The sequence below is a fragment of the Staphylococcus roterodami genome (assembly GCA_022493055.1).
Classification (GTDB): domain Bacteria; phylum Bacillota; class Bacilli; order Staphylococcales; family Staphylococcaceae; genus Staphylococcus; species Staphylococcus singaporensis.
On sequence record CP092781.1, the window covers coordinates 482,836 to 509,817 of the forward strand.

Here is a 26,982-nt window from a genome sequence, read left to right on the forward strand (position 1 = left end):
CTCTTTTTAAATTTGCTATTATGAAAAAAATGAGGTAAACAAATGAAATCAATATTAATAATCTGGACAATAACTTTATCAATAATGAACAATGACAATTGTTTAGTGTTTTTTTTAGAAAATACAGAACGATTTTTATCTCATTATAAAAGTTTGACTCAACTACTAATCAGCTTTATAACTTTGTTTATGAGCTTAGGGAGTATATTAGTAGCTTGTTATGCTATATATATAAATCAAAAAGAAAAGCAAAAGGATATTAAAAAGAAAAGTGAAAGATTACTAATGCTTATTGACGATGAAACCTTCAGGGATAGAATGTATGTAGTAAGTAGACTATATCTTATTTCTTCTGCGCTAGCAGATAGCTTGGATAAGCATACAGAAAAAATAAATAAAGAAATTGATAATACATTCGATAAATTAAATGAAATAAGAGATAAAATTTCAGAAATTCAAAAACAAAAATTAGAGATTATAACAAACAATGATTTAAAAAAATTAATCCAAAAAAAAGAAAACATAACTCTAAATGCAAACTTGTTAAAACGATATAATACAAAAGTAGAGGGACCGGAAAATAAACGGTACGAAGAAGCGATAAAAAGAATTATAGAAATTAGAAACAACATAATCAGAGATATGGACCACTTAATTAAATAATTTTATTTTGGGTTCGTTAAATTGAGTTGCAAGTTATTCGAAGTGTTTAACAAATTTGAGCGCAACTTTACCTTATAAAGGAAATTTAATTATTATCCTACTTATTTTTAATTTCTTGAGTGTGAAATTGATATTTTAATATTGGGCACTTTTGATTGTTTAAATCTGTGACTAGAAGTATAAGTGAAGACATTCAGATGTATTATAAAAAAATGAACAGCAGTAAGATAGTTTTTAATCATAAATCATCTTACTGCTGTTTTTTTAGATGTTATATCTAATATACCTTAAATTGAAATACAAAAAGGCAATTAATTATTATACAATAGACAAGCTATTGTATAAGTAACACTAACTTTTGTCAAAGAAGTGTTACTATATAATTAATACTTTCATAAGTATCTAGTTCAATATCATAGCACTTTAAAGGAAGCGTTTATAAATGAAGCAACCTATTTTAAATAAACTAAAGCAATTTAATCAGGAAGAAGCAATTTCTTTGCATGTTCCAGGTCACAAAAATATGACTATCGGTCATTTATCTCAATTATCAATTACAATGGATAAAACTGAAATACCTGGATTAGATGATTTACATCATCCTGAAGAAGTCATTTTGGAAAGTATGAAACAAGCGGAGAAACATTCAGATTATGATGCTTATTTCTTAGTGAATGGTACGACTTCAGGAATATTATCTGTCATCCAGGCTTTTTCACAGAAAAAAGGCGATATTTTATTGGCGAGAAATATACATAAATCTGTATTACATGCTCTCGATATTAGCCAACAAGAAGGCCATTTTATTGAAACGCATCAAAGTTTGTTAACGAATCATTATAATAAAGTTAGTTTAAGCAGTTTGAATAATGATGGTCACAAACTTGCTGTATTGACTTATCCAAATTATTACGGTGAAACATTTAATGTTGAAGAGGTTATCAAATCTTTACACCAGTTAGACATTCCTGTACTCATTGATGAGGCGCATGGGGCGCACTTTGGATTGCAGGGATTTCCAGATTCTACACTAAATTATCAAGCTGACTATGTTATTCAATCGTTTCATAAGACATTACCAGCTTTAACTATGGGATCGGTACTTTATATTCATAAAGATGCACCTTATAGAGAAAATATTATAGAATATTTAAGCTACTTCCAAACATCTAGCCCTTCATATTTGATTATGACTAGTTTAGAGTCAGCTGCTCAGTTTTACAAAACATATGATAGTACCGTATTTTTTAAAAAGAGAGTGCAATTAATCGAATGTTTGGAAAATAAAGGTTTTGAAATTATTCAAGTGGATGATCCATTGAAATTACTAATAAAATATGAAGGATTTACAGGACATGATATTCAAGAATGGTTTATGAATAATCATATTTATTTTGAGTTAGCAGACGACTATCAAGCTTTAGCAATACTACCATTGTGGCATGAAGGAGATACTTTCTTATTTGATACGCTTTTACATAAGATTGACGAAATGGTTTTACCAGAAAAGAAATTTTCTAATATTAAACAAACAAAGTTACTAACAATTGAAGGAAACTACACTCCGAAGCATTTTGAACATACAACTTGGTGTGCATTACAAAATGCACAAGGTAAAGTTCTGGCACGACATATCGTTCCGTATCCTCCAGGTGTACCTATTATTTTTAAAGGGGAAAGTATAACAAAAAATATGATAAAATTGATGAATGAATATCTGGAAACTGGAATAATAGTTGAAGGAATTAATAATAATAAAATTTTAGTTGAGGATGAATAAAATGTCAGCTTTTATAACTTTTGAAGGCCCAGAAGGCTCAGGAAAAACGACAGTAATTAATGAAGTTTATCATAGATTAGTAAAAGATTATGATGTCATTATGACAAGAGAACCAGGTGGTGTACCTACTGGCGAAGAAATACGTAAAATTCTCTTAGAGGGTAATGACATGGATATTAGAACAGAAGCTTTGCTATTCGCTGCTTCTAGAAGGGAACACCTTGTATTAAAAGTCATACCTGCATTAAACGAAGGAAAGATTGTATTATGTGATCGTTATATTGATAGTTCATTAGCTTATCAAGGTTATGCTAGAGGTATTGGCGTTGATGAAGTAAAGTCAATTAATGAGTTTGCAATTAATGGTTTGTATCCCGATTTAACGATTTATTTAAATGTAAGCGCTGAGGTAGGTCGTGAACGTATAATTAAAAATTCAAGAAATCAAAATAGATTAGATCAAGAAGATTTGAAGTTTCATGAAAAAGTAATTGAAGGTTACCAAGAAATCATTCATAATGAATCACAACGGTTCAAAAGCGTTAATGCAGATCAACCTCTTGAAAATGTTGTTGAGGACACGTATCAAACTATCATCAAATATTTAGAAAAGATATGATATAATTGCTAGAAGAGGTGTTATAAAATGAAAATGATTATAGCGATCGTACAAGATCAAGATAGTCAGGAACTTGCAGATCAACTCGTTAAAAATAACTTTAGAGCAACAAAATTGGCAACGACAGGTGGATTTTTAAGAGCAGGTAATACGACTTTCTTATGTGGTGTCAACGATGACCGCGTAGATGAAATATTAACTGTTATTAATAATACGTGTGGTAATAGAGAACAGTTGGTTTCACCTATTACACCTATGGGAGGAAGTGCGGATTCGTATATTCCATATCCAGTTGAAGTTGAAGTTGGCGGTGCTACTGTATTTGTTATGCCAGTTGACGCATTCCATCAATTTTAATTCTATAATACAATCATCAATTTGAAATACTTAAAACAATGTATTAATAAGTTATTAACAATTTTGGGTTGCTTGACTGCGACTAGTTCTGATGCAAATAGATATGATTATACGTGGTTGTAAAGTGCTTCACGAATCATAGTTGCTATTGTTGCAGTAATTAGTTGCTCTTTGGCAACCTTTTTATATAAAAGTAAAAGGGAGTTTGTAATAAATGGATGAACAGCAACAATTGACAAATGCATATCATTCAAATAAATTATCGCATGCCTATTTATTTGAAGGTGATGACGCACAAACGATGAAACAAGTTGCGATTAATTTTGCAAAACTCATTTTATGTCAAACAGATAATCAATGCGAAATAAAGGTTAGTACATATAATCATCCAGACTTTATGTATATATCAACTAATGACAGCTCAATTAAGAAAGAACAAATTGAACAGCTTGTGCGCCATATGAATCAACTTCCTATAGAAAGTAAATATAAAGTGTATATTATCGAAGATTTTGAAAAGTTAACTGTTCAAGGGGAAAACAGTATATTAAAATTTCTCGAAGAGCCACCGGACAATACGATTGCTATTTTATTGTCTACCAAGCCCGAACAAATATTAGATACAATTCATTCAAGATGTCAGCATGTTTATTTCAAACCTATTGATAAAGAACAGTTTGTAAATAGGTTGGTTGAACAGGACATTGCTAAGCCAGTAGCTGAAATGATAAGTACGTATACAACACAAATAGATAATGCAATGGCTTTAAACGAAGAATTTGATTTATTAGCTTTAAGAAAAACAATTATACGATGGTGTGAATTATTGCTTACTAATAAACCAATGGCAATGATTGGGATTATTGATTTATTGAAACAGGCTAAAAATAAAAAACTGCAAACTTTAACGATTGCAGCAGTTAATGGATTCTTTGAAGATATCATACATACAAAGGTCAATGTAGATGATAAACGAATATACAGCGATTTGATAAGTGACATTAATCAGTATGCGCAAAAATTAACATTTAATCAATTGATTTTAATGTTTGATCAACTTACAGACGCACATAAGAAACTGAATCAAAATGTTAATCCAACGCTAGTATTTGAACAAATCGTAATTAAGGGTGTGAGTTAGATGCCAAATGTAATAGGTGTTCAGTTCCAAAAAGCGGGGAAATTAGAATATTATACACCTAGTGATATACAGATAGATTTAGATGACTGGGTTGTCGTAGAATCTAAAAGAGGCATAGAGATAGGTATCGTTAAAAATCCAATGATAGATATTGCAGAGGAAGATATTTGTTTACCTCTTAAAAGTATTATTCGTATTGCTGATGAAAATGATATTGAAAAATATTATTGTAATGAGCAAGATGCTGAAAATGCATTAGTATTATGTAAGGATATTGTAAGAGAACAAGGCTTGGATATGAGGTTAGTCAACTGTGAATATACATTAGACAAATCAAAAGTTATATTTAATTTTACTGCTGACGATCGTATAGATTTTAGAAAGCTAGTTAAAATATTAGCTCAGCATTTGAAAACACGCATTGAACTTAGACAGATTGGCGTTAGGGATGAGGCCAAATTACTTGGGGGTATTGGTCCATGTGGTCGTTCATTATGTTGTTCAACATTTTTAGGTGACTTTGAACCTGTATCAATTAAAATGGCCAAAGATCAAAATCTATCCTTAAATCCAACTAAAATTTCTGGAGCCTGTGGACGTTTAATGTGTTGTCTGAAATATGAAAATGATTACTATGAAGAAGTACGTGCACAATTACCAGATATTGGTGAAGCAATTGAAACGCCAGATGGTAGCGGGAAAGTTGTTGCATTAAATATATTAGACATATCCATGCAAGTGAAGCTTGAAGGTCATGAACAGCCACTTGAATATAAATTAGAAGAAATAGAAACTATGCATTAAGGAGGCATTATTACATTTGGATCGCAATGAGATATTTGAAAAAATAATGCGTTTAGAAATGAATGTCAATCAACTTTCAAAAGAAACATCAGAGTTAAAAACACTTGCTGTTGAACTTGTTGAAGAAAATGTGGCTCTACAAATTGAAAACGATAATTTGAAAAAAGTGTTAGGGAATGATGAGCCGAGTATTCAAGACACAATAAATCCCATGCCTACAAAAGAGGTTAAAAAACCATTACCAAGTAAAGATAATTTAGCAATATTATATGGTGAAGGTTTTCATATCTGTAAAGGTGAGCTTTTTGGAAAACATAGACATGGTGAAGATTGTTTGTTTTGTTTAGAAGTTTTAAGTGACTAATCATTCAATCACAAATAGTGTTATAATAATGAATAAATAAAGTTATGCTAAGTCTGAGACAGTATGTGTTTCAGACTTTACTTATGTATTAGTTTCACATAATGTTATGAGTTATTACTTAAAAATAAGTTTTTCATATTTAGTGAACATGCAATATAATAAGGTTTGTTAATGTGTAAGGCATAATTTGAAAGTATTTAAAATAGGTATGCGATGTGTAAACACTATTAAATTTAGAATTTTACGTATTTCATAAAGAAGCACATTTTCATAGGAGTTAAAAATGTTAAAACAAAATGAACGATTTGATCAACTAATCAAAGAAAATTTTAGTATTATTCAAAATGACGATGTATTTTCATTTTCTACAGATGCATTATTATTGGGACATTTTACAAATCCAAGAGCAAAAGATAAAGTACTAGATTTATGTTCTGGTAACGGCGTAATACCTTTACTATTATTCGCAAAACATCACCATCGAATAGAAGGTGTCGAAATTCAAGAAACTCTCGTAGATATGGCACGACGCACGTTCCAATTTAACGAGGTTGACGACTATTTAATGATGCATCATATGGACTTGAAAAATATCACAAAAATATTTAAACCTTCACAATATACTTTGGTAACATGTAATCCTCCGTATTTTAAAGAGAATCAGCAGCATCAACATCAAATAGAGGCTCACAAAATCGCTAGACATGAAATTATGTGTACACTTGAAGATTGTATGATTGCAGCACGTCATTTATTAAAAGAAGGTGGCAGGCTAAATATGGTACATCGTGCGGATAGACTGATGGATGTCTTATTTGAAATGAGAAAAGTAAATATCGAACCTAAGAAAGTAGTCTTTATATATAGTAAGGTAGGCAAGTCAGCACACACGATAGTTGTTGAAGGTCGTAAAGGTGGTAATCAAGGATTAGAAATTATGCCCCCGTTTTATATTTATGATGAAAGTGGAAAATATAGCAACGAAATGAAGGAAGTATATTATGGATAGTCACTTTGTATATATAGTAAAATGTAGTGATGGTAGCTTATATACAGGATATGCTAAAGACGTAAATGCGCGGATTGAAAAACATAATCGCGGTCAAGGTGCTAAATATACAAAAATAAGACGGCCGGTACAGTTAGTTTATCAAGAAACGTATGAGACAAAGTCTGAAGCATTGAAGCGTGAATATGAAATTAAAACGTATTCTAGACAAAAGAAATTGCGATTGATTAAGGAGCGATAGCATGGCTGTATTATATTTAGTGGGAACGCCCATTGGAAATTTGGCAGATATAACTTATCGAGCAGTCGATGTACTACATCATGTCGATATGATTGCCTGTGAAGATACGCGTGTAACAAGTAAATTATGCAATCATTATGATATCTCAACACCATTAAAGTCATACCATGAGCATAATAAGGATAAGCAGACTACTTTTATTATTGAACAATTACAATCTGGACTAAATGTTGCACTTGTATCAGATGCAGGATTGCCATTGATTAGTGATCCAGGATATGAATTAGTTGTTGCAGCTAGAAAAGCTAATATTAAAGTGGAAACTGTACCTGGACCGAACGCAGGTTTAACTGCTTTGATGGCTAGTGGAATACCTTCTTATGTTTATACATTTTTAGGATTTTTACCTAGAAAAGAAAAAGAAAAAACTGTTGTACTAGAACAACGCATGTATGAAAATAGCACGCTTATATTATATGAATCACCACATCGTGTAACAGATACTTTAAAAACAATTGCAAAGATAGATGGCACGAGACAAGTATCTTTGGGACGAGAGTTAACTAAGAAGTTTGAACAAATAGTCACGAATGATGTAACACAAATGATAGCACTCATTCAACAAGGTGACGTTCCGTTAAAAGGTGAGTTTGTTATCTTAATTGAAGGTGCGAAAGCAAATGTTGAAACGTCTTGGTTTGATGATTTGTCTATTGTAGAGCATGTTGAACATTATATTGAAACTAAACAGATGAAACCTAAACAGGCAATCAAGAAAGTTGCAGAAGAACGACAACTTAAAACCAATGAAGTTTATAATATTTATCATCAAATAAGTTAACCAAGTTATTGATGGACTAAATTTTACGTTAACAAATAACGAAAGTTATAATTTTAAATAGTAAGATAACAATTTGATTTGCTACTAATAAAATGATGTTAACTATGATAAAAAAAATAATGACATCGTCGATTTTTAATGTAAAATAAATACATTGATAGCAATAAATAATAAAACAATGAGCAAAATAAAAATGGGACAGTAAGATATATGACCACGTCCATTGAAATGCTTGAAAATCTTAGATATTATTTGAAGTGAAACATTACGAGGAGGAACAGTTATGGCGAAAGAAACATTTTATATAACAACCCCAATTTATTATCCTAGTGGGAATTTACATATAGGACATGCATATTCTACTGTTGCTGGAGATGTTATTGCAAGATATAAAAGAATGCAAGGGTATGATGTTCGTTACTTAACAGGTACAGATGAACATGGTCAAAAAATTCAAGAAAAAGCACAAAAAGCTGGGAAAACTGAAATTGAATATTTAGATGAAATGATTGCTGGAATTAAACAGCTTTGGGCAAAACTTGAAATTTCAAATGATGATTTTATTAGAACTACTGAAGAACGTCATAAACATGTTGTTGAACAAGTATTTGAACGTTTATTAAAGCAAGGTGATATCTACTTAGGTGAATATGAAGGTTGGTATTCTGTTCCGGATGAAACATACTATACAGAGTCGCAATTAGTAGACCCACAATACGAGAACGGTAAGATTATTGGTGGTAAAAGCCCTGATTCAGGACACGAGGTTGAACTAGTTAAAGAAGAAAGTTATTTCTTCAATATTAGTAAATATACTGATCGTTTATTGGAATTCTATGATCAAAACCCTGATTTCATTCAACCGCCATCAAGAAAAAATGAAATGATTAACAACTTCATTAAACCAGGACTTGCTGATTTGGCTGTTTCTCGTACATCATTCAACTGGGGTGTCCATGTTCCGTCTAATCCTAAGCACGTTGTATATGTATGGATTGATGCATTAGTTAACTACATTTCAGCATTAGGATATTTATCAGATGATGAGTCATTATTTAACAAATACTGGCCAGCAGATATTCATTTAATGGCTAAGGAAATTGTGCGATTCCATTCAATTATTTGGCCAATTTTATTAATGGCATTAGACTTACCGTTACCTAAAAAAGTCTTTGCACATGGTTGGATTTTGATGAAAGATGGCAAAATGAGTAAGTCTAAAGGCAATGTTGTAGATCCTAACATTTTAATTGATCGTTATGGTCTGGATGCTGCACGTTATTATTTAATGCGTGAACTACCATTTGGTTCAGATGGCGTATTTACACCTGAAGCATTTGTGGAACGTACAAACTTCGACCTAGCTAATGACTTAGGTAACTTAGTAAACCGTACGATTTCAATGATTAATAAATACTTTGATGGTGAATTACCTGCATACCAAGGTCCACGTCATGAATTAGATGAAGAAATGGAAGCTATGGCTTTAGAAACTGTAAAAAGCTATACAGAAAGTATGGAAAGTTTACAATTTTCAGTGGCATTATCTACGGTATGGAAGTTCATTAGTAGAACAAATAAATATATCGATGAAACAACACCGTGGGTATTAGCTAAAGATGAGAATCAAAAAGATATGTTAGGCAATGTTATGGCGCATTTAGTTGAAAATATTCGATTTGCAGCAGTGTTATTACGTCCATTTTTAACACATGCACCAAAAGAAATTTTTGAACAGTTAAACATTAATAATCCACAATTTATGGAATTGGATAGCTTAGAACAATATGGTGTGTTAACTGAACCTATAATGGTAACTGGTCAACCAAGACCTATTTTCCCAAGGTTAGATAGCGAAGCAGAAATCGCGTATATTAAAGAATCAATGCAACCACCTGCTGCTAAAGAGGAAAAAGAAGAAGTTCCTAGCAAGACAGAAATTGATATCAAAGACTTCAATAAAGTTGAAATTAAGGCTGCTACGATTATCGATGCTGAGCATGTTAAAAAATCAGATAAATTATTAAAAATACAAGTGGATTTAGATTCTGAACAAAGACAAATCGTATCAGGAATCGCGAAATTTTATACGCCAGATGATATTATTGGTAAGAAAGTAGCTGTCGTTACAAACTTAAAACCTGCTAAATTGATGGGTCAAAAGTCTGAAGGTATGATTTTATCTGCTGAAAAAGATGGTGTTCTAACTTTAGTGAGTTTACCAAGTGCGATTCCAAATGGTGCAGTGATTAAATAACAGTATTTTTAAATTAGGAGAGATAATTATGTTAATCGATACACATGTCCATTTAAATGATGAACAATACGATGAAGATTTAAGTGAAGTGATTACACGTGCTAAAGAAGCAGGTGTCGATCGTATGTTTGTAGTCGGTTTTAATACACCGACAATCGAACGTGCGATGAACTTAATCGATGAGTATGATTTCCTATACGCAATTATTGGTTGGCATCCTGTTGATGCAATTGATTTTACAGAAGAGCGACTAGATTGGATTGAATCGTTAGCCAAACATCCAAAAGTGATTGGACTTGGTGAGATGGGATTAGATTATCATTGGGATAAATCTCCTGCTGATGTTCAAAAAGAAGTTTTTAGAAAACAAATTGCATTAGCAAAGCGTTTGAAATTACCAATTATCATTCATAATCGTGAAGCGACACAAGATTGTATCGATATCTTACTGGAAGAGCATGCTGAAGAAGTAGGTGGTATAATGCACAGTTTCAGTGGTTCTCCAGAAATTGCAGATGTTGTTATTAATAAATTGAATTTTTATATTTCATTAGGGGGACCTGTGACATTTAAAAATGCAAAGCAACCTAAAGAAGTTGCGAAACATGTGCAATTAGATCGATTGCTGGTAGAAACTGATGCACCATATTTATCACCACATCCATATAGAGGTAAGCGAAATGAGCCGGCAAGAGTGACATTGGTAGCTGAACAAATTGCTGAATTAAAAGGTTTATCTTATGAAGAAGTGTGTGTACAAACTACAAAAAATGCTGAAAAGTTATTTAATTTAAATTCATAAAGTTAAAAGTGGGAAAGAACATCGCCATTAAATGATACGATATTATGTTCGTTAAATATGCTATGGTTCTTTCTCGCTTTTTTAAATTAAAATATTACAGCAGTTGAATAGATTGAAAAAAGCTAGTTTTTAGTATTAAAAACTTTATTGTAGAGAAAGGCGTTTTAAATGAAAATCAATGAGTTTATTGTTGTAGAAGGTCGAGATGATACTGAACGTGTTAAACGAGCTGTAGAATGTGATACGATTGAAACAAATGGCAGTGCAATCAATGAGCAAACTTTGGAAGTAATTAGAAATGCACAACAAAGTCGTGGTGTCATTGTACTGACAGATCCAGATTTTCCTGGAGATAAAATTAGAAGTACAATTACGGAGCATGTAAAAGGTGTTAAACACGCATATATTGATAGAGACAAAGCTAAAAATAAAAAAGGAAAAATCGGTGTTGAACATGCTGAATTAGAAGATATAAAAGAAGCGTTAATGCATGTGAGTTCACCATTTGAAGAAGCATATGAGTCAATTGATAAAACCGTGTTAATAGAGTTAGGGCTAATTGTCGGCAAAGATGCTAGACGTCGTCGTGAAATTTTAAGTAGGAAATTAAGAATTGGTCACTCAAACGGAAAGCAATTATTGAAGAAGTTAAATGCTTTTGGTTATACGGAAACAGATGTAAGGCAAGCTTTAAAAGATGAATAAGGAAGTGAATCAGTTGGATAATAAAGATATTGCAACGCCATCTCGAACACGAGCATTATTAGATAAATATGGATTTAATTTTAAGAAAAGTTTAGGTCAGAACTTTTTAATAGACGTTAATATTATAAATAATATTATCGATGCAAGTAATATTGATGAACGTACTGGTGTTATTGAAATTGGACCTGGTATGGGGTCATTAACTGAACAGTTGGCGAAACACGCTAAAAAAGTATTGGCATTTGAAATAGACCAACGCTTAATACCTGTACTCAAGGACACTTTATCAGCATATGATAACGTGACAGTGATTAACGAAGATATTTTAAAAGCAAATATTAAAGAAGCAGTTGAAAACCACTTACAAGACTGCGAAAAAATAATGGTTGTCGCGAATCTACCGTATTACATTACAACGCCGATACTTTTAAATTTGATGCAACAAGATATACCTATTGATGGTTATGTAGTAATGATGCAAAAAGAAGTAGGTGAACGTTTAAATGCTGAAGTAGGATCAAAGGCATATGGCTCTTTATCAATTGTTGTTCAATACTACACTGAAACAAGCAAAGTATTAACTGTACCTAAATCTGTATTTATGCCACCACCAAACGTAGATTCAATTGTTGTAAAATTGATGCAAAGAAAAGAACCACTAGTGAAAATTGATAATGAAGAAGCATTTTTTAAATTGGCGAAAGCGGCATTTGCTCAAAGAAGAAAGACGATTAACAATAACTATCAGAATTTCTTTAAAGATGGTAAACAACATAAAGAAGTAATTTTACAATGGTTAGAACAAGCGGGAATTGATCCAAGGCGACGTGGTGAAACATTAACTATTCAAGATTTTGCTAAATTGTATGAAGAAAAGAAAAAATTCCCTCAATTAGAAATTTAAATGATTGACAAAGCAAACCACTATTGATAAAATTTAAATTTTATTTGACGAAAACGCTGCAAATATGGTATTATGTAACTTGTAGCGAGGTGGAGCAATATGCCAAAATCAATTTTGGACATCAAAAATTCTATTGATTGTCATGTAGGAAATCGTATTGTACTGAAAGCCAATGGAGGCCGTAAGAAAACAATAAAACGTTCTGGAATTTTAAAAGAAACATATCCGTCAGTTTTCATTGTTGAGTTAGATCAAGATAAACACAATTTTGAGAGAGTATCGTATACATACACTGATGTGTTGACTGAAAATGTTCAAGTTTCATTTGAAGAGGATAATCATCACGAATCAATTGCACACTAAATAAGACACATAGAGATGTTAAACGTTTCTTAAGTATAAGAAGTAAATAATATGATAATTATTTGAGTGTTGGGCATTATGTTCAATACTCTTTTTGTTTACGACACGTTTATGTCTGTGTTTCGCTTATAGTTTTTCAGCAAATGGATAATGTATTTACACATAAAAATACAAGTAAATATTAAGTGATTAGATGGAAAAAATTACTTTTTTATTAAAAAAACACTAAAAAACAAATTAAAATGTCAAATATTAATTCTCTTTATGTTAAAATCATCATATTAAGATAACGAAAAGAGGGCGCAAAAATGATATATGAAACGGCACCAGCCAAAATTAATTTTACGCTCGATACACTTTTTAAAAGAAATGATGGCTATCATGAGATTGAAATGATAATGACAACAGTTGATTTAAATGATCGTTTAACTTTTCGTAAAAGAAAGGATCGAAAAATAGTTGTTGAAATTGAACACAATTATGTGCCTTCGAATCATAAAAATCTTGCATATCGTGCAGCACAATTATTTATTGAGCAGTATCAACTAAAACATGGTGTGACTATTACGATTGATAAAGAAATACCTGTTTCAGCAGGATTAGCTGGCGGTTCAGCAGATGCAGCAGCAACATTAAGAGGATTGAATAGACTTTTTAATATTGAGGCGAGCTTAGATGAATTAGCTCAATTAGGCAGTAAAATTGGAACGGATATTCCGTTTTGTATTTATAATAAAACTGCATTATGCTCTGGAAGAGGCGAAAAAATCGAGTTTTTAAATAAACCACCATCAGCATGGGTGATTCTAGCTAAACCAAACTTAGGCATATCATCACCAGATATATTTAAGTTAATCAATTTAGATAAGCAATATAATGTACATACGAAAATGTGTTATGAGGCGTTGGAAAATGGTAATTATCAACAATTATGTCAAAGTTTGTCTAATCGATTAGAGCCAATTTCTGTTTCGAAACATCCACAAATCGATAAGTTGAAAAATAATATGTTGAAAAGTGGTGCAGACGGTGCGTTAATGAGTGGAAGCGGACCAACTGTGTATGGGCTAGCACGTAAAGAAAGCCAAGCAAAAAATATTTATAATGCAGTAAACGGTTGTTGTAATGAAGTGTACTTAGTTAGACTATTAGGATAGAAGGGTTGAAAAGATGAGATATAAACGAAGCGAGAGAATTGTTTTTATGACGCAATATTTGATGAACCATCCGAACAAATTAATTCCATTAACTTTTTTTGTGAAAAAATTTAAGCAGGCGAAGTCTTCAATAAGTGAAGATGTCCAAATTATAAAAAATACATTCCAAAAAGAAAAGTTAGGTACTGTAATTACTACTGCTGGTGCAAGTGGTGGTGTTACGTATAAACCAATGATGAGTAAAGAGGAAGCAACAGAAGTTGTTAACGAAGTCATTACTCTATTAGAAGAGAAAGAACGTTTGTTACCTGGTGGATATTTATTTTTATCAGATTTGGTAGGTAATCCAACGCTACTTAATAAAGTTGGTAAGTTAATTGCCAGTATTTACATGGATGAAAAATTAGATGCAGTTGTTACTATTGCAACAAAAGGTATTTCATTAGCAAATGCAGTTGCTAATATTTTAAATTTACCTGTAGTAGTTATTAGAAAAGATAATAAGGTAACTGAAGGTTCTACAGTTTCAATTAATTATGTGTCGGGATCTTCGAGAAAAATAGAGACGATGGTGCTTTCAAAGAGAACATTAGCTGAAAATTCAAATGTTTTAGTTGTTGATGATTTTATGAGAGCCGGTGGTTCTATAAATGGTGTAATGAATTTAATGAATGAGTTTAAAGCCCATGTAAAAGGGGTATCAGTACTTGTAGAATCAAAAGAAGTTAAACAACGATTAATTGAAGATTATACTTCCTTAGTGAAATTATCTGATGTTGATGAATATAATCAAGAGTTTAACGTAGAACCTGGTAACAGTTTATCTAAATTTTCATAAAAAGGAGTTTTTAATATTATGAAAATAATTAACACAACAAAATTGCCGGAAGCACTTGGACCATATTCTCATGCAACAGTTGTAAATGGAATGGTTTATACTTCTGGACAAATTCCATTGGATTTAGATGGAAATATTGTTAGTGATGATGTTCAAGAACAAACAAAACAAGTTTTGGAAAATTTAAAAGTTGTTTTGGAGGAATCGGGTTCTGATTTGAATTCTGTTGCAAAGGCAACAATCTTCATTAAGGATATGAATGATTTCCAAAAGATTAATGAAGTGTATGGTCAATATTTTGATGTACACAAACCAGCGCGTAGTTGTGTAGAAGTTGCGCGTTTACCAAAAGATGTAAAAGTAGAAATTGAATTAGTAAGTAAAGTTAAGGAATTATAATTTTCGATTAATAGGTTTAATCAAGCTTCTAAATAACACAGATATATATATACTATAGGGGGGCTCACTACATGAAAGTGACAGATGTAAGACTTAGAAAAATAGAAACAGATGGACGAATGAAAGCGCTCGTTTCCATTACATTAGATGAAGCTTTCGTAATACATGATTTACGTGTAATCGAAGGAAACTCTGGTCTGTTCGTCGCAATGCCAAGCAAACGTACACCAGATGGTGAATTCCGCGACATCGCACATCCGATTAATTCAGACATGAGACAAGAAATTCAAGATGCTGTGATGAAAGTATATGATGAAACAGATGAAGTAGTACCAGATAAAAACGCTACATCAGAAGATTCAGAAGAAGCTTAATAAATTCAATATCCAATGATGTTAGTAACTCGCAATGCGTATTTATAAAACTGTCGATGAAGTATAATGCTTTGTCGACATTTTTTTATGCTTCAGTTCAACATTTAATGTTTACTGTGTAATGATACTTTGTTGGAGTATATTGTCACTGAATATTAATCCATGGGATACATAAAATTTTGGACTGCTAATTGCAGTGTGTTTGGTTTTTTTAAATGAATTCAAAATTGTTTGACATGAGGATACTAGTTTTAAATATTAAGGAGAAAATGCTCAACGTAAAAGTTACATATTGGTCCGGAGAAATATAGCTTGAATTAGGAAGATACTTTGACGTCATAATTTTATTCAACACAAAATCATGATTCGATTCGAAAAAGAGTTACACATATTTTTATAAGCGATGAAGAATTTCATTTTAAAAAGCAACGAATTGAAAACAATGCCTTTTATATGTTGAAAGAGCATTGTAGATTAAATTATAATAATGACGAAGTGTAAAATTTAATGGGGGTTAATGTTCATGCGAAGACATGCGATAATTTTGGCAGCAGGTAAAGGCACAAGAATGAAATCAAAAAAATATAAAGTGCTACACGAGGTTGCTGGTAAACCTATGGTCGAACATGTATTAGATAGTGTTAAAGGATCAGGTGTCGATCAAGTTGTAACCATCGTAGGACATGGTGCTGAAAGTGTAAAGGGACATTTAGGCGAACGTTCTTTATACAGTTTTCAACAAGAACAACTCGGTACAGCGCATGCAGTACTAATGGCGAAATCACATTTAGATGGTGAGGAAGGTACAACAATTGTAGTATGTGGCGATACACCACTTATCACAAAAGAAACGTTAGAAACTCTAATTGCGCATCATGAGGATAATAATGCACAAGCTACGGTGTTATCTGCTTTAGTTCAAAATCCATATGGTTATGGAAGAATTGTTCGTAATCAATCAGGGCGTTTAGAACGCATTGTTGAAGAAAAGGATGCAACGCAATCTGAAAAAGAAATTAATGAAATTAGTTCAGGTATTTTTGCGTTTGATAACAAAGTGTTATTTGAAAAATTAGCACAAGTGAAAAATGATAATGCTCAAGGTGAATATTATCTTCCTGATGTTTTAGCGTTAATTTTAGAAAATAATGGCATTGTAGAAGTATATCGTACTAATGACATTGAAGAGATTATGGGTGTGAATGATCGTGTCATGCTTAGCCAAGCTGAAAAGGCGATGCAACGACGTACGAATCATAAACACATGATAAATGGTGTTACAATTATTGACCCTGACAGTACGTTTATAGGTCCAAACGTTACAATTGGTAGCGATACAGTAATTGAGCCGGGTGTAAGAATTAATGGCCAAACTGAAATAGGTGAAGATGTAGTTGTTGGTCAATACTCTGAAATCAACAATAGTAAGATTGAAAATGGTGCATTGATTCAACAATCAGTTGTAAATGAGGCGTATGTTGGTGCACACACTAAAGTCGGTCCATTTGCGCAGTTGAGACCGGGTGCAAATTTAGGTGCAGATGTTAAAGTTGGTAATTTTGTTGAAATTAAAAAAGCAGATCTTAAAGATGGTTCTAAAGTTTCACATTTAAGTTATATTGGTGATGCTGTCATAGGAGAACGTACAAATATTGGCTGTGGAACGATTACAGTTAACTATGATGGAATAAATAAATTTAAAACAGTTGTCGGTAAAGATTCCTTTATCGGTTGTAATGTTAATTTAGTAGCGCCAGTAACTGTTGGTGATGCAGTATTAGTGGCTGCAGGTTCAACAATTACGAACGACATTCCTAATGACAGTTTAGCTGTAGCAAGAGCAAGACAAACAACAAAAGAAGGATATAGGAAATAAATATTTACGTATCTATGGTGACTAGGATAAAAGGATAATCCTATGTAATAATAATGTAATCTTTATGATTTAAGGATTCGCATAGTAATGAGGTTGCATTTTATATATAATAGTAATTGCGTAAGTAAATAATTGGAGGACTATAAATGTTAAATAATGAATATAAGAATTCGTCATTAAAGATTTTTTCATTGAAAGGAAACGAAGCATTAGCGCAAGAAGTTGCTGACCAAGTAGGTATTGAACTAGGTAAATGTTCAGTTAAACGTTTTAGTGATGGAGAAATTCAAATTAATATCGAAGAGAGTATTCGTGGTTGTGACGTATTTATTATTCAACCAACATCATATCCTGTAAACCTACATTTAATGGAATTATTAATTATGATTGATGCTTGTAAGCGTGCTTCAGCAGCAACAATCAATATTGTAGTGCCATATTATGGATATGCAAGACAAGATAGAAAAGCACGTAGCCGTGAACCAATCACAGCTAAGTTAGTAGCAAACTTAATCGAAACAGCTGGCGCAACACGTATGATTGCGTTAGACTTGCATGCACCTCAAATTCAAGGATTCTTTGATATACCAATTGATCACTTAATGGGTGTGCCAATTCTTGCTAAGCATTTTAAAGATGATCCAAACATTAACCCAGAAGAGTGTGTTGTTGTGTCACCTGACCATGGTGGTGTTACACGTGCTCGTAAATTGGCGGACATTTTAAAAACTCCAATTGCAATTATAGATAAACGTCGTCCTAGACCAAATGTTGCCGAAGTTATGAACATTGTTGGTGAAATTGAAGGGCGTACAGCTATTATTATTGACGATATTATTGATACTGCAGGTACAATCACGTTAGCTGCACAAGCATTGAAAGATAAAGGTGCTAAAGAAGTTTATGCATGTTGTACGCACCCTGTTTTATCAGGACCTGCAAAAGAACGTATCGAAAATTCTGCGATTAAAGAATTAATCGTGACAAACTCAATTCATTTAGATGAAGATCGTAAACCTTCTAACACTAAAGAATTATCGGTTGCTGGTTTAATTGCACAAGCAATCATTCGTGTTTATGAAAGAGAATCAGTTAGTGTTTTATTTGACTAATTTTAAATAGCCGTTTGACGAACAAATATCAAACGTGTATAATAGTTTCGTTCGTGATTATACGAATAAATAAACACTTGCAAGCAACGTTCATGTTGATGGGTAAGTGAGGTGCTCTTGTTGAGCGAAAATGAAAGGTGGAAATGAGAATGGCTTCATTAAAGTCAATCATCCGTCAAGGTAAACAAACACGTTCAGACCTTAAACAATTAAGAAAATCTGGTAAAGTACCAGCAGTTGTATATGGTTACGGTACTAAAAACGTGTCAGTTAAAGTTGATGAAGTAGAATTCATCAAAGTTATCCGTGAAGTAGGTCGTAACGGTGTTATCGAATTAGGTGTTGGTTCTAAAACTATCAAAGTTATGGTTGCAGACTACCAATTCGATCCACTTAAAAACCAAATTACTCACATTGACTTCTTAGCAATCAATATGAGTGAAGAACGTACTGTTGAAGTACCAGTTCAATTAGTTGGTGAAGCAGTAGGCGCTAAAGAAGGCGGTGTAGTTGAACAACCATTATTCAACTTAGAAGTAACTGCTACTCCTGACAATATTCCAGAAGCTATTGAAGTAGACATTACTGAATTAAACATTAACGACAGCTTAACTGTTGCTGATGTAAAAGTAACTGGCGACTTCAAAATCGAAAATGATTCAGCTGAATCAGTTGTAACAGTAGTTGCTCCAACTGAAGAACCAACTGAAGAAGAAATCGAAGCTATGGAAGGCGAACAACAAACTGAAGAACCAGAAGTTGTTGGCGAAAGCAAAGAAGACGAAGAGAAAACTGAAGAGTAATTTTAACTCATTACAATAAAGTTTTTATACTTTGTTAAACAAGCACTGTGCTTATTTTAATATAAGCATGGTGCTTTTTGTGTTATTATAAGGTTTAATTAAACTTTATTGATTTGTATCAAAGTTGAATTAATTTTAGTAAGTAATGTGGACTTAATTGAAAAGTATAAAAACGATGAAAAAGATTTTATCGACATACAGAATGTTTAAGTACATGCTTACTATTTCGATGAGCAATTTTAAGTGGGGGTCGGGGCCCCAATATAGAGAAATTGGTCCCCGATTTCTACAGACAATGCAAGGTGGCGGGGCCCCAACACAGAGAAATTGGTCCCCGATTTCTACAGACAATGCAAGTTGGGGTCGGGACCCCAACACAGAGAATTGAAGTACAAATTAGCTGTGGCTAATATGTAAAAACCACTACATAATAAATCATTAGTGGTTCTTTATCATTTCTGTCCCACTCCCACATGAATAAATTAAACAATTACGATGGAGGTAAACACGCATGAAGTGTATTGTAGGTCTTGGTAATATAGGTAAACGTTTTGAACTTACAAGACATAATATCGGCTTCGAAGTCGTCGATTATATTTTAGAGAAAAATAATTTTACTTTAGATAAACAGAAATTTAAAGGTGCATATACCATTGAACGCATGAACGGCGATAAAGTCTTATTCATTGAACCAATGACAATGATGAATTTATCTGGTGAAGCTGTAGCGCCTATTATGGATTATTATAATGTTGATCCAGAAGATTTAATTGTACTGTATGATGATTTAGATTTAGAACAAGGACAGGTTCGTTTAAGACATAAAGGTAGTGCAGGCGGACATAATGGTATGAAATCAATCATCAAAATGCTTGGTACAGATCAATTTAAACGTGTTCGTATTGGTGTGGGAAGACCAACGAATGGCATGTCTGTTCCTGATTATGTGTTGCAACGATTTTCACAAGATGAAATGATAACTATGGAAAAAGTTATCGAACATTCAGCGCGAGCAATTGAAAAGTTTATTGAAACATCACGTTTTGATCACGTAATGAATGAATTCAATGGTGAAGTAAAGTAATGACAATATTAACAACGTTTATTCAAGAGAATAATCATTTTCAAGAACTTAATCAGGTATTTGGACAAGAAAATACATTAGTAACTGGACTTTCCCCGTCAGCAAAAGTGACGATGATTGCTGAAAAATATACACAAAGCAATCAACAGTTATTATTAATTACTAACAATTTATACCAAGCGGATAAATTAGAAACAGACTTTTTACAATTCGTAGATGCAGAGGAATTATATAAGTATCCAGTACAGGATATTATGACTGAAGAATTTTCAACACAAAGCCCTCAACTGATGAGTGAACGTATTAGAACATTAACTGCGTTAGCTCAAGGTAAGAAAGGGTTATTTATCGTTCCCCTTAATGGCTTGAAAAAGTGGTTAACGCCAGTAGAAATGTGGCAAAGCCATCAAATGACATTACGAGTTGGCGATGATATCGATGTGGATCAATTGCTTAATAAATTGGTTAATATGGGTTATAAACGAGAATCGGTCGTTTCTCATATCGGCGAATTTTCATTGCGCGGAGGTATTATTGATATTTTCCCACTTATTGGGCAACCTGTTAGAATTGAACTTTTCGATACTGAAATTGATTCAATTCGAGATTTTGATGTCGAAACACAGCGTTCAAAAGATAATGTAGAGGAAGTTGATATTACAACTGCAAGTGATTATATCATTACAGATGAAGTGATTAATCATCTTAAATCAGAATTGAAAGCAGCTTATGAAAATACGAGACCTAAAATCGATAAATCAGTACGTAATGATTTGAAGGAAACATATGAAAGTTTTAAATTGTTCGAAAGTACTTATTTTGATCATCAAATATTACGACGCTTAGTAGCATTTATGTATGATAAACCTTCGACAATTATAGATTATTTTCAAAAAGATGCAATTGTAGCAATTGATGAATTCAATCGCATAAAAGAAACTGAGGAAAGTCTTACTACAGAATCAGATGCGTTTATAAGTAATATTATTGAAAGTGGTAATGGTTTTATTGGACAAAGTTTTATAAAATATGATGATTTTGAAACATTGATTGAAGACTATCCAGCTACTTATTTTTCATTATTTGCGACAACAATGCCGATAAAACTTAACCGTATTATTAAAATGTCATGTAAACCTGTACAACAATTTTATGGTCAATATGATATTATGCGCTCTGAATTTCAACGTTATGTTAATCGGAATTACCGTATCGTTGTGTTAGTTGAGACTGAAACGAAAGTTGAACGTATGCAAGCAATGTTAAGTGAAATGCATATTCCTTCTGTAACCAACATGCACAGCTCGATGTTAGCTGGGCAAGCAGTCATTATCGAAGGTAGTTTGTCAGAAGGATTTGAACTACCTGATATGGGATTAGTTGTTATAACAGAGCGAGAGCTTTTTAAATCAAAACAGAAAAAACAACGAAAACGCACTAAAGCAATTTCAAATGCTGAAAAAATAAAATCATACCAGGATTTAAATGTAGGAGATTATATTGTTCATGTACATCATGGTGTTGGTAGATATCTAGGTGTTGAAACTTTAGAAGTCGGACAAACGCATCGTGACTACATTAAATTACAATATAAAGGTACGGATCAATTGTTTGTACCTGTTGATCAAATGGATCAAGTTCAAAAATATGTAGCTTCAGAAGATAAGACGCCGAAATTAAACAAACTTGGCGGTAGTGAGTGGAAAAAAACGAAAGCTAAAGTTCAACAAAGTGTTGAAGATATTGCCGAAGAGTTAATCGATCTTTATAAAGAACGAGAAATGGCAGAAGGTTATCAATTTGGTTCTGACACTGCTGAGCAAACTACATTTGAATTAGACTTTCCGTATGAACTTACGCCAGACCAAGCTAAATCTATTGATGAAATTAAAGAAGATATGCAAAAATCACGTCCAATGGATCGTCTGTTATGTGGTGATGTTGGTTATGGTAAAACAGAAGTTGCAGTTCGAGCAGCATTCAAAGCTGTTATGGAAGGAAAACAAGTTGCGTTTTTAGTGCCTACAACTATTTTAGCGCAACAGCATTATGAAACATTAATAGAGCGTATGCAGGATTTTCCAGTTGAAATTCAATTAATGAGTCGCTTTAGAACACCTAAAGAAATCAAACAAACGAAAGAAGGACTTAAGTCTGGATTCGTTGATATAGTTGTTGGTACACACAAGTTGCTCAGCAAAGATATACAATACAAAGATTTAGGCTTATTAATAGTCGATGAAGAACAGCGTTTTGGTGTTCGCCATAAAGAACGTATCAAGACATTAAAGCATAATGTTGATGTATTAACTTTAACAGCAACGCCTATACCGAGAACGCTCCATATGAGTATGCTAGGTGTACGTGATTTGTCAGTAATTGAAACGCCACCTGAAAATCGTTTTCCAGTACAAACATACGTGTTAGAACAAAATATGAGTTTTATTAAAGAAGCGTTAGAGAGAGAACTCTCTCGTGGCGGACAAGTATTTTACTTGTACAATAAAGTGCAATCTATTTATGAAAAGCGTGAACAGCTTCAAATGTTAATGCCTGATGCTAACATCGCGGTTGCTCATGGGCAGATGACGGAGCGAGATTTAGAAGAAACGATGCTAAGTTTTATTAATAATGAGTATGACATTTTGGTAACGACAACAATCATAGAAACTGGTGTCGATGTTCCAAATGCCAATACTTTAATCATTGAAGACGCAGATCGTTTCGGATTAAGTCAATTGTATCAATTAAGAGGACGTGTCGGACGTTCGAGTCGAATTGGATATGCCTATTTCTTACATCCAGCAAACAAAGTGTTAACAGAGACGGCTGAAGATCGATTACAAGCTATTAAAGAATTTACAGAATTGGGCTCTGGATTTAAGATTGCAATGCGTGATTTAAATATACGTGGTGCAGGTAACTTATTAGGTAAGCAACAACATGGCTTTATTGACACGGTTGGATTTGATTTATATAGCCAAATGTTAGAAGAAGCTGTAAATGAGAAACGCGGTATTAAAGAACCAGAACCTGATGTGCCAGAAGTTGAAGTGGATTTAAACTTAGATGCATATTTACCTACAGAGTATATAACAAATGAGCAAGCTAAGATTGAAATTTATAAAAAGCTACGAAAAACAGAAACGCATGAGCAAATCATGGATATTAAAGATGAGTTGATTGACCGTTTTAATAACTATCCGGTTGAAGTTGAACGTTTGCTTGATATTGTAGAAATAAAAGTACGTGCATTGCATGCAGGAATTACGTTAATTAAAGATAATGGGAAAACAATCGATATTCATTTATCTGTAAAAGCTACTGAAAACATTGATGGCGAAGTGTTGTTCAAAGCTACGCAACCTCTTGGTAGAACAATGAAAGTTGGTGTACAAAATAGTGAAATGACGATAACGTTAACGAAACAAACCCAATGGCTAGATAGTCTTAAGTTTCTAGTGAAATGTATCGAAGAAAGTATGAGAATAAGTGATGAAGCATAAAGAGGCATTTAATGGCGTTGTTGTATTAACTGCTGCATTAATTGTTATAAAGATTCTAAGTGCTGTATATCGTATCCCATATCAAAATATATTAGGTGATACAGGTTTGTATGCCTATCAACAAGTGTATCCTATCGTGGCATTAGGGATGATATTGTCGATGAATGCTATTCCAAGTGCTATTACACAAAACATAGGTCAATATCATAATGACCATGCATATGCGAAAGCTGTCATATATATTCAAATGATTGGTATATCGATATTTGTTTTAATCTTTGCGTTTGCAAATCGTATTGCTCAAATTATGGGAGACATTCATTTGACTTCAATGATTCAGGCCGCAAGTTTAAGCTTTATTTTTATAGGTATGCTTGGTGTTTTAAGAGGTTACTATCAAACAGCAAATAATATGACGATTCCAGCTATTTCCCAGGTTATAGAACAAGTGATTCGTGTAGGTATCATTATCGGAACTATTATTATTTTTGTAGATAAAGGATGGAATATTTATGAAGCTGGTACCATTGCTATTTTAGCATCAACAATTGGATTTCTAGGTTCATCGATATATTTAATTGCACATAGACCGTTTAAATTTAAAGTGATAAATAATAAAGCAAAGATAGCTTGGAAACAGCTTATGCTTTCAATTATCATTTTCGCGATAAGTCAACTCATCGTTATTTTGTGGCAAGTGATCGATAGTATAACGATTATTCAATCATTACAAGCAACACGTGTACCATTTAATATTGCTATTACTGAAAAAGGTGTTTATGATCGAGGTGCCTCATTCATTCAAATGGGTTTAATTGTAACGACAACGTTTAGTTTTGCATTAATCCCTTTACTAAGTGATGCTATTAAAATGAAAAAGCGCGTATTAATGAATCGTTATGCAAATGCTTCTTTGAAAATTACAATTTTAATTAGTACAGCAGCAGGTATCGGATTAATCAATTTATTACCTTTGATGAATAGCGTGTTTTTTAAAACAAATGATTTAACGTTAACATTAAGTATTTATATGCTTACAGTGATTTGTGTGTCTTTAATTATGATGGATATGGCATTGTTACAAGCGCAACATGCTGTGAGACCTATATTTATTGGTATAATCTCAGGATTAATAGTTAAATTTTTACTTAATATAATTATAATTCGTTCAAGTGGCATTATTGGTGCAAGTATAAGTACTGTTGTATCATTAATTATATTCGGTGCAATTATTCACATTGCTGTAACTAAAAAGTATCATTTGCATGCGATGCGACGATTTTTCATGAATGTCGTTTTCGGCATGGTATTCATGTCAATCGTTGTCCAACTCGTTTTATTTATAGTGACCACACACGGTCGAATAACTGGACTAATTGAATTATTATGTGCAGCCTTTTTAGGTATTGCAGCATTGTTTTACTATATTTTTAAATTTAATGTATTGACGTATAAAGAGTTAACTTATTTACCATTCGGTTCTAAATTGTATCAAATGAAGAAAGGAAGACGTTGATGGCACATACCATTACGATTGTTGGCTTAGGTAATTATGATATAGATGATTTACCACTAGGAATATATAAATTTTTGAAGACGCAGGACATTGTCTATGCTAGGACGATGGACCATCCGGTTGTTCAATCTTTGAAAGATGAATTGGCATTTGAAAGTTTTGATTACGTTTATGAAGAACATGACCAGTTTGAAGATGTCTATGATGAAATTGTAGAGAAATTGATCGCGTTTGCTTCTGAAAAAGATATTGTTTATGCGGTTCCAGGGCATCCAAGAGTTGCTGAGACGACTACAGTAAAATTGCAAGCATTTGCGGATAAGCAGGCTAATATTAATGTAGTGATTTTAGGTGGAAAAAGCTTTATAGATGACGTATTTGAAGCTGTAAATATTGATCCAAATGATGGATTTACTTTGTTAGATGCTACATCTTTGCAAGAAGTGACATTGAATGTTAGGACTCATACATTGATTACTCAAGTTTACAGTGCGATGGTAGCTGCTGATTTAAAAATTACGTTAATGGAACGTTATCCAGATGATTACCCTGTTCAAATTGTTACGGGTGCACACAGCAATGGCGCTGAAAATGTTGTGACTTGCCCTTTATATGAATTAGATCACGATGAAAAGGCGTTCAATAATTTAACAAGTATATTTATTCCGAAAATAACGACACAAGCATATTTGTATAATGACTTTGATTTTGCAACAGAGGTGATTGATACTTTAGTTGATGATGAAAAAGGTTGCCCATGGGATAAAGCACAAACACACGATACTTTAAAACGATATTTACTTGAAGAAACCTTTGAATTATTCGAAGCTATTGACAATGAAGATGATTGGCATATGATTGAAGAGTTAGGAGATATTTTACTACAAGTGTTATTGCATACAAGTATTGGTAAAAAAGAAGGGTATATGGATATAAAAGAAGTCATTACGGGCTTAAATACAAAAATGATTCATAGGCACCCACATATATTTGGCAATGCACATGCTGAATCGATTGAAGATTTGAAAGAGATATGGTCGAAAGCTAAAGAAGCTGAAGGTAAACAATCAAGAGTTAAGTTTGAAAAAGTATTTGCTGAACATTTTTTAAACTTATATGAAGAGACTAAAGGTAAATCATTAGATGAAGCTGAGTTGAAACAATGGTTAGAAAAGGGGGAGCGCAATAAATGAGATTAGACAAATATTTAAAAGTTTCGAGACTAATTAAAAGACGCACATTAGCTAAAGAAGTAAGCGATCAAGGACGAATCACAATCAATGGCAATATTGCTAAAGCTGGATCTGATGTCAAAGTAGAAGATGTCTTAACAATTCGCTTCGGTCAGAAATTGGTAACTGTAAAAGTAACAGCATTAAATGAACATGCATCTAAAGATAATGCAAAGGGCATGTATGAAATCATTGAAGAACAAAGAATTGATGAAGTGTAATTTGGAGGTGACAA

Annotated in this window: 27 protein-coding genes and 1 pseudogene; all 28 read left to right on the forward strand. The window is 32.7% G+C overall.

Annotated elements, in window-relative coordinates; all coding sequences use genetic code 11:
• Window positions 1-42 precede the first annotated feature (42 nt).
• The gene (locus tag ML436_02255) at window positions 43-663 is read left to right on the forward strand and encodes a hypothetical protein (protein UMT78582.1); all 621 of its coding nucleotides are present in this window, start codon (window positions 43-45) and stop codon (window positions 661-663) included.
• Window positions 664-1,105: 442 nt separating this feature from the next.
• Window positions 1,106-2,443 carry an aminotransferase class V-fold PLP-dependent enzyme gene (locus ML436_02260; GenBank protein ID UMT78583.1) on the forward strand — a complete coding sequence of 446 codons (1,338 nt, stop codon included), beginning with the start codon at window positions 1,106-1,108 and terminating at the stop codon, window positions 2,441-2,443.
• A 1-nt stretch (window position 2,444) separates the two neighbouring features.
• Window positions 2,445-3,062, forward strand: coding sequence for a dTMP kinase (gene tmk / locus ML436_02265; protein ID UMT78584.1), 618 nt, complete (start codon window positions 2,445-2,447; stop codon window positions 3,060-3,062).
• A 27-nt stretch (window positions 3,063-3,089) separates the two neighbouring features.
• A complete protein-coding gene (locus ML436_02270) occupies window positions 3,090-3,419 on the forward strand; it encodes a cyclic-di-AMP receptor (GenBank protein UMT78585.1) in 330 nt (109 codons plus the stop codon).
• 214 nt (window positions 3,420-3,633) lie between these two features.
• On the forward strand, window positions 3,634-4,560 hold the full coding sequence (locus ML436_02275; GenBank protein ID UMT78586.1) for a DNA polymerase III subunit delta': 927 nt from the start codon (window positions 3,634-3,636) through the stop codon (window positions 4,558-4,560).
• Window positions 4,561-5,364 carry a stage 0 sporulation family protein gene (locus tag ML436_02280; protein ID UMT78587.1) on the forward strand — a complete coding sequence of 268 codons (804 nt, stop codon included), beginning with the start codon at window positions 4,561-4,563 and terminating at the stop codon, window positions 5,362-5,364.
• A 16-nt stretch (window positions 5,365-5,380) separates the two neighbouring features.
• Entirely contained in the window at window positions 5,381-5,728 is a 348-nt protein-coding gene (yabA, locus tag ML436_02285; GenBank protein UMT78588.1) for a DNA replication initiation control protein YabA, read from the forward strand.
• A gap of 283 nt (window positions 5,729-6,011) precedes the next feature.
• The gene (locus tag ML436_02290) at window positions 6,012-6,737 is read left to right on the forward strand and encodes a tRNA1(Val) (adenine(37)-N6)-methyltransferase (protein ID UMT78589.1); all 726 of its coding nucleotides are present in this window, start codon (window positions 6,012-6,014) and stop codon (window positions 6,735-6,737) included.
• A complete protein-coding gene (locus tag ML436_02295) occupies window positions 6,730-6,978 on the forward strand; it encodes a GIY-YIG nuclease family protein (protein UMT78590.1) in 249 nt (82 codons plus the stop codon). Before ML436_02290 ends, ML436_02295 begins: the two co-directional genes overlap by 8 nt.
• A 1-nt stretch (window position 6,979) precedes the next feature.
• Window positions 6,980-7,819 (forward strand): 16S rRNA (cytidine(1402)-2'-O)-methyltransferase, encoded by an 840-nt coding sequence (rsmI, locus tag ML436_02300; protein ID UMT78591.1) that lies wholly within the window; start codon window positions 6,980-6,982, stop codon window positions 7,817-7,819.
• Window positions 7,820-8,102: 283 nt separating this feature from the next.
• Window positions 8,103-10,076, forward strand: coding sequence for a methionine--tRNA ligase (gene metG, locus ML436_02305; GenBank protein UMT78592.1), 1,974 nt, complete (start codon window positions 8,103-8,105; stop codon window positions 10,074-10,076).
• Between the two features lie 28 nt (window positions 10,077-10,104).
• Window positions 10,105-10,878, forward strand: coding sequence for a TatD family hydrolase (locus tag ML436_02310; GenBank protein UMT78593.1), 774 nt, complete (start codon window positions 10,105-10,107; stop codon window positions 10,876-10,878).
• 168 nt (window positions 10,879-11,046) lie between these two features.
• Entirely contained in the window at window positions 11,047-11,583 is a 537-nt protein-coding gene (rnmV, locus tag ML436_02315; protein UMT78594.1) for a ribonuclease M5, read from the forward strand.
• Entirely contained in the window at window positions 11,576-12,487 is a 912-nt protein-coding gene (rsmA, locus tag ML436_02320) for a 16S rRNA (adenine(1518)-N(6)/adenine(1519)-N(6))-dimethyltransferase RsmA (GenBank protein UMT78595.1), read from the forward strand. The genes rnmV and rsmA overlap by 8 nt, the downstream gene beginning before the upstream one ends.
• 99 nt (window positions 12,488-12,586) lie before the next feature.
• Entirely contained in the window at window positions 12,587-12,850 is a 264-nt protein-coding gene (locus ML436_02325; protein ID UMT78596.1) for a Veg family protein, read from the forward strand.
• A gap of 308 nt (window positions 12,851-13,158) precedes the next feature.
• A complete protein-coding gene (gene ispE, locus ML436_02330; protein ID UMT78597.1) occupies window positions 13,159-14,007 on the forward strand; it encodes a 4-(cytidine 5'-diphospho)-2-C-methyl-D-erythritol kinase in 849 nt (282 codons plus the stop codon).
• A 13-nt stretch (window positions 14,008-14,020) separates the two neighbouring features.
• On the forward strand, window positions 14,021-14,845 hold the full coding sequence (gene purR / locus ML436_02335; protein UMT78598.1) for a pur operon repressor: 825 nt from the start codon (window positions 14,021-14,023) through the stop codon (window positions 14,843-14,845).
• 18 nt (window positions 14,846-14,863) lie between these two features.
• Window positions 14,864-15,244, forward strand: a complete 381-nt coding sequence (locus ML436_02340; protein ID UMT78599.1) for a RidA family protein — start codon at window positions 14,864-14,866, stop codon at window positions 15,242-15,244.
• Between the two features lie 71 nt (window positions 15,245-15,315).
• The gene (gene spoVG / locus ML436_02345; protein UMT78600.1) at window positions 15,316-15,618 is read left to right on the forward strand and encodes a septation regulator SpoVG; all 303 of its coding nucleotides are present in this window, start codon (window positions 15,316-15,318) and stop codon (window positions 15,616-15,618) included.
• A gap of 420 nt (window positions 15,619-16,038) precedes the next feature.
• Window positions 16,039-16,119 (forward strand): annotated as a pseudogene (locus ML436_02350) (hypothetical protein).
• 22 nt (window positions 16,120-16,141) lie between these two features.
• Window positions 16,142-17,494, forward strand: a complete 1,353-nt coding sequence (gene glmU, locus ML436_02355; protein UMT78601.1) for a bifunctional UDP-N-acetylglucosamine diphosphorylase/glucosamine-1-phosphate N-acetyltransferase GlmU — start codon at window positions 16,142-16,144, stop codon at window positions 17,492-17,494.
• A gap of 146 nt (window positions 17,495-17,640) precedes the next feature.
• On the forward strand, window positions 17,641-18,606 hold the full coding sequence (locus tag ML436_02360; protein ID UMT78602.1) for a ribose-phosphate diphosphokinase: 966 nt from the start codon (window positions 17,641-17,643) through the stop codon (window positions 18,604-18,606).
• Window positions 18,607-18,755: 149 nt separating this feature from the next.
• Window positions 18,756-19,409 carry a 50S ribosomal protein L25/general stress protein Ctc gene (locus ML436_02365; protein UMT78603.1) on the forward strand — a complete coding sequence of 218 codons (654 nt, stop codon included), beginning with the start codon at window positions 18,756-18,758 and terminating at the stop codon, window positions 19,407-19,409.
• Between the two features lie 511 nt (window positions 19,410-19,920).
• The gene (gene pth, locus ML436_02370) at window positions 19,921-20,493 is read left to right on the forward strand and encodes an aminoacyl-tRNA hydrolase (GenBank protein UMT78604.1); all 573 of its coding nucleotides are present in this window, start codon (window positions 19,921-19,923) and stop codon (window positions 20,491-20,493) included.
• A complete protein-coding gene (mfd, locus tag ML436_02375; GenBank protein UMT78605.1) occupies window positions 20,493-23,999 on the forward strand; it encodes a transcription-repair coupling factor in 3,507 nt (1,168 codons plus the stop codon). The genes pth and mfd overlap by 1 nt, the downstream gene beginning before the upstream one ends.
• Window positions 23,989-25,515: a polysaccharide biosynthesis protein gene (locus tag ML436_02380; protein UMT78606.1), complete on the forward strand. Its 1,527-nt coding sequence runs from the start codon at window positions 23,989-23,991 to the stop codon at window positions 25,513-25,515. The genes mfd and ML436_02380 overlap by 11 nt, the downstream gene beginning before the upstream one ends.
• On the forward strand, window positions 25,515-26,708 hold the full coding sequence (locus ML436_02385; GenBank protein UMT78607.1) for an SAM-dependent methyltransferase: 1,194 nt from the start codon (window positions 25,515-25,517) through the stop codon (window positions 26,706-26,708). Before ML436_02380 ends, ML436_02385 begins: the two co-directional genes overlap by 1 nt.
• Complete coding sequence (locus tag ML436_02390; protein UMT78608.1) at window positions 26,705-26,968, forward strand: RNA-binding S4 domain-containing protein; 264 nt, start codon at window positions 26,705-26,707, stop codon at window positions 26,966-26,968. The genes ML436_02385 and ML436_02390 overlap by 4 nt, the downstream gene beginning before the upstream one ends.
• The last annotated feature ends 14 nt before the right edge of the window (window positions 26,969-26,982 follow it).

Coding starts and splice junctions, on each gene's coding strand:
- ML436_02255 (UMT78582.1), top strand. CDS start 43: ATGAAATCAATATTAATAATCTGGACAATAACTTTATCAATAATGAAC.
- ML436_02260 (UMT78583.1), top strand. CDS start 1,106: ATGAAGCAACCTATTTTAAATAAACTAAAGCAATTTAATCAGGAAGAA.
- tmk (UMT78584.1), top strand. CDS start 2,445: ATGTCAGCTTTTATAACTTTTGAAGGCCCAGAAGGCTCAGGAAAAACG.
- ML436_02270 (UMT78585.1), top strand. CDS start 3,090: ATGAAAATGATTATAGCGATCGTACAAGATCAAGATAGTCAGGAACTT.
- ML436_02275 (UMT78586.1), top strand. CDS start 3,634: ATGGATGAACAGCAACAATTGACAAATGCATATCATTCAAATAAATTA.
- ML436_02280 (UMT78587.1), top strand. CDS start 4,561: ATGCCAAATGTAATAGGTGTTCAGTTCCAAAAAGCGGGGAAATTAGAA.
- ML436_02290 (UMT78589.1), top strand. CDS start 6,012: ATGTTAAAACAAAATGAACGATTTGATCAACTAATCAAAGAAAATTTT.
- ML436_02295 (UMT78590.1), top strand. CDS start 6,730: ATGGATAGTCACTTTGTATATATAGTAAAATGTAGTGATGGTAGCTTA.
- rsmI (UMT78591.1), top strand. CDS start 6,980: ATGGCTGTATTATATTTAGTGGGAACGCCCATTGGAAATTTGGCAGAT.
- metG (UMT78592.1), top strand. CDS start 8,103: ATGGCGAAAGAAACATTTTATATAACAACCCCAATTTATTATCCTAGT.
- ML436_02310 (UMT78593.1), top strand. CDS start 10,105: ATGTTAATCGATACACATGTCCATTTAAATGATGAACAATACGATGAA.
- rnmV (UMT78594.1), top strand. CDS start 11,047: ATGAAAATCAATGAGTTTATTGTTGTAGAAGGTCGAGATGATACTGAA.
- rsmA (UMT78595.1), top strand. CDS start 11,576: ATGAATAAGGAAGTGAATCAGTTGGATAATAAAGATATTGCAACGCCA.
- ML436_02325 (UMT78596.1), top strand. CDS start 12,587: ATGCCAAAATCAATTTTGGACATCAAAAATTCTATTGATTGTCATGTA.
- ispE (UMT78597.1), top strand. CDS start 13,159: ATGATATATGAAACGGCACCAGCCAAAATTAATTTTACGCTCGATACA.
- purR (UMT78598.1), top strand. CDS start 14,021: ATGAGATATAAACGAAGCGAGAGAATTGTTTTTATGACGCAATATTTG.
- ML436_02340 (UMT78599.1), top strand. CDS start 14,864: ATGAAAATAATTAACACAACAAAATTGCCGGAAGCACTTGGACCATAT.
- spoVG (UMT78600.1), top strand. CDS start 15,316: ATGAAAGTGACAGATGTAAGACTTAGAAAAATAGAAACAGATGGACGA.
- glmU (UMT78601.1), top strand. CDS start 16,142: ATGCGAAGACATGCGATAATTTTGGCAGCAGGTAAAGGCACAAGAATG.
- ML436_02360 (UMT78602.1), top strand. CDS start 17,641: ATGTTAAATAATGAATATAAGAATTCGTCATTAAAGATTTTTTCATTG.
- ML436_02365 (UMT78603.1), top strand. CDS start 18,756: ATGGCTTCATTAAAGTCAATCATCCGTCAAGGTAAACAAACACGTTCA.
- pth (UMT78604.1), top strand. CDS start 19,921: ATGAAGTGTATTGTAGGTCTTGGTAATATAGGTAAACGTTTTGAACTT.
- mfd (UMT78605.1), top strand. CDS start 20,493: ATGACAATATTAACAACGTTTATTCAAGAGAATAATCATTTTCAAGAA.
- ML436_02380 (UMT78606.1), top strand. CDS start 23,989: ATGAAGCATAAAGAGGCATTTAATGGCGTTGTTGTATTAACTGCTGCA.
- ML436_02385 (UMT78607.1), top strand. CDS start 25,515: ATGGCACATACCATTACGATTGTTGGCTTAGGTAATTATGATATAGAT.
- ML436_02390 (UMT78608.1), top strand. CDS start 26,705: ATGAGATTAGACAAATATTTAAAAGTTTCGAGACTAATTAAAAGACGC.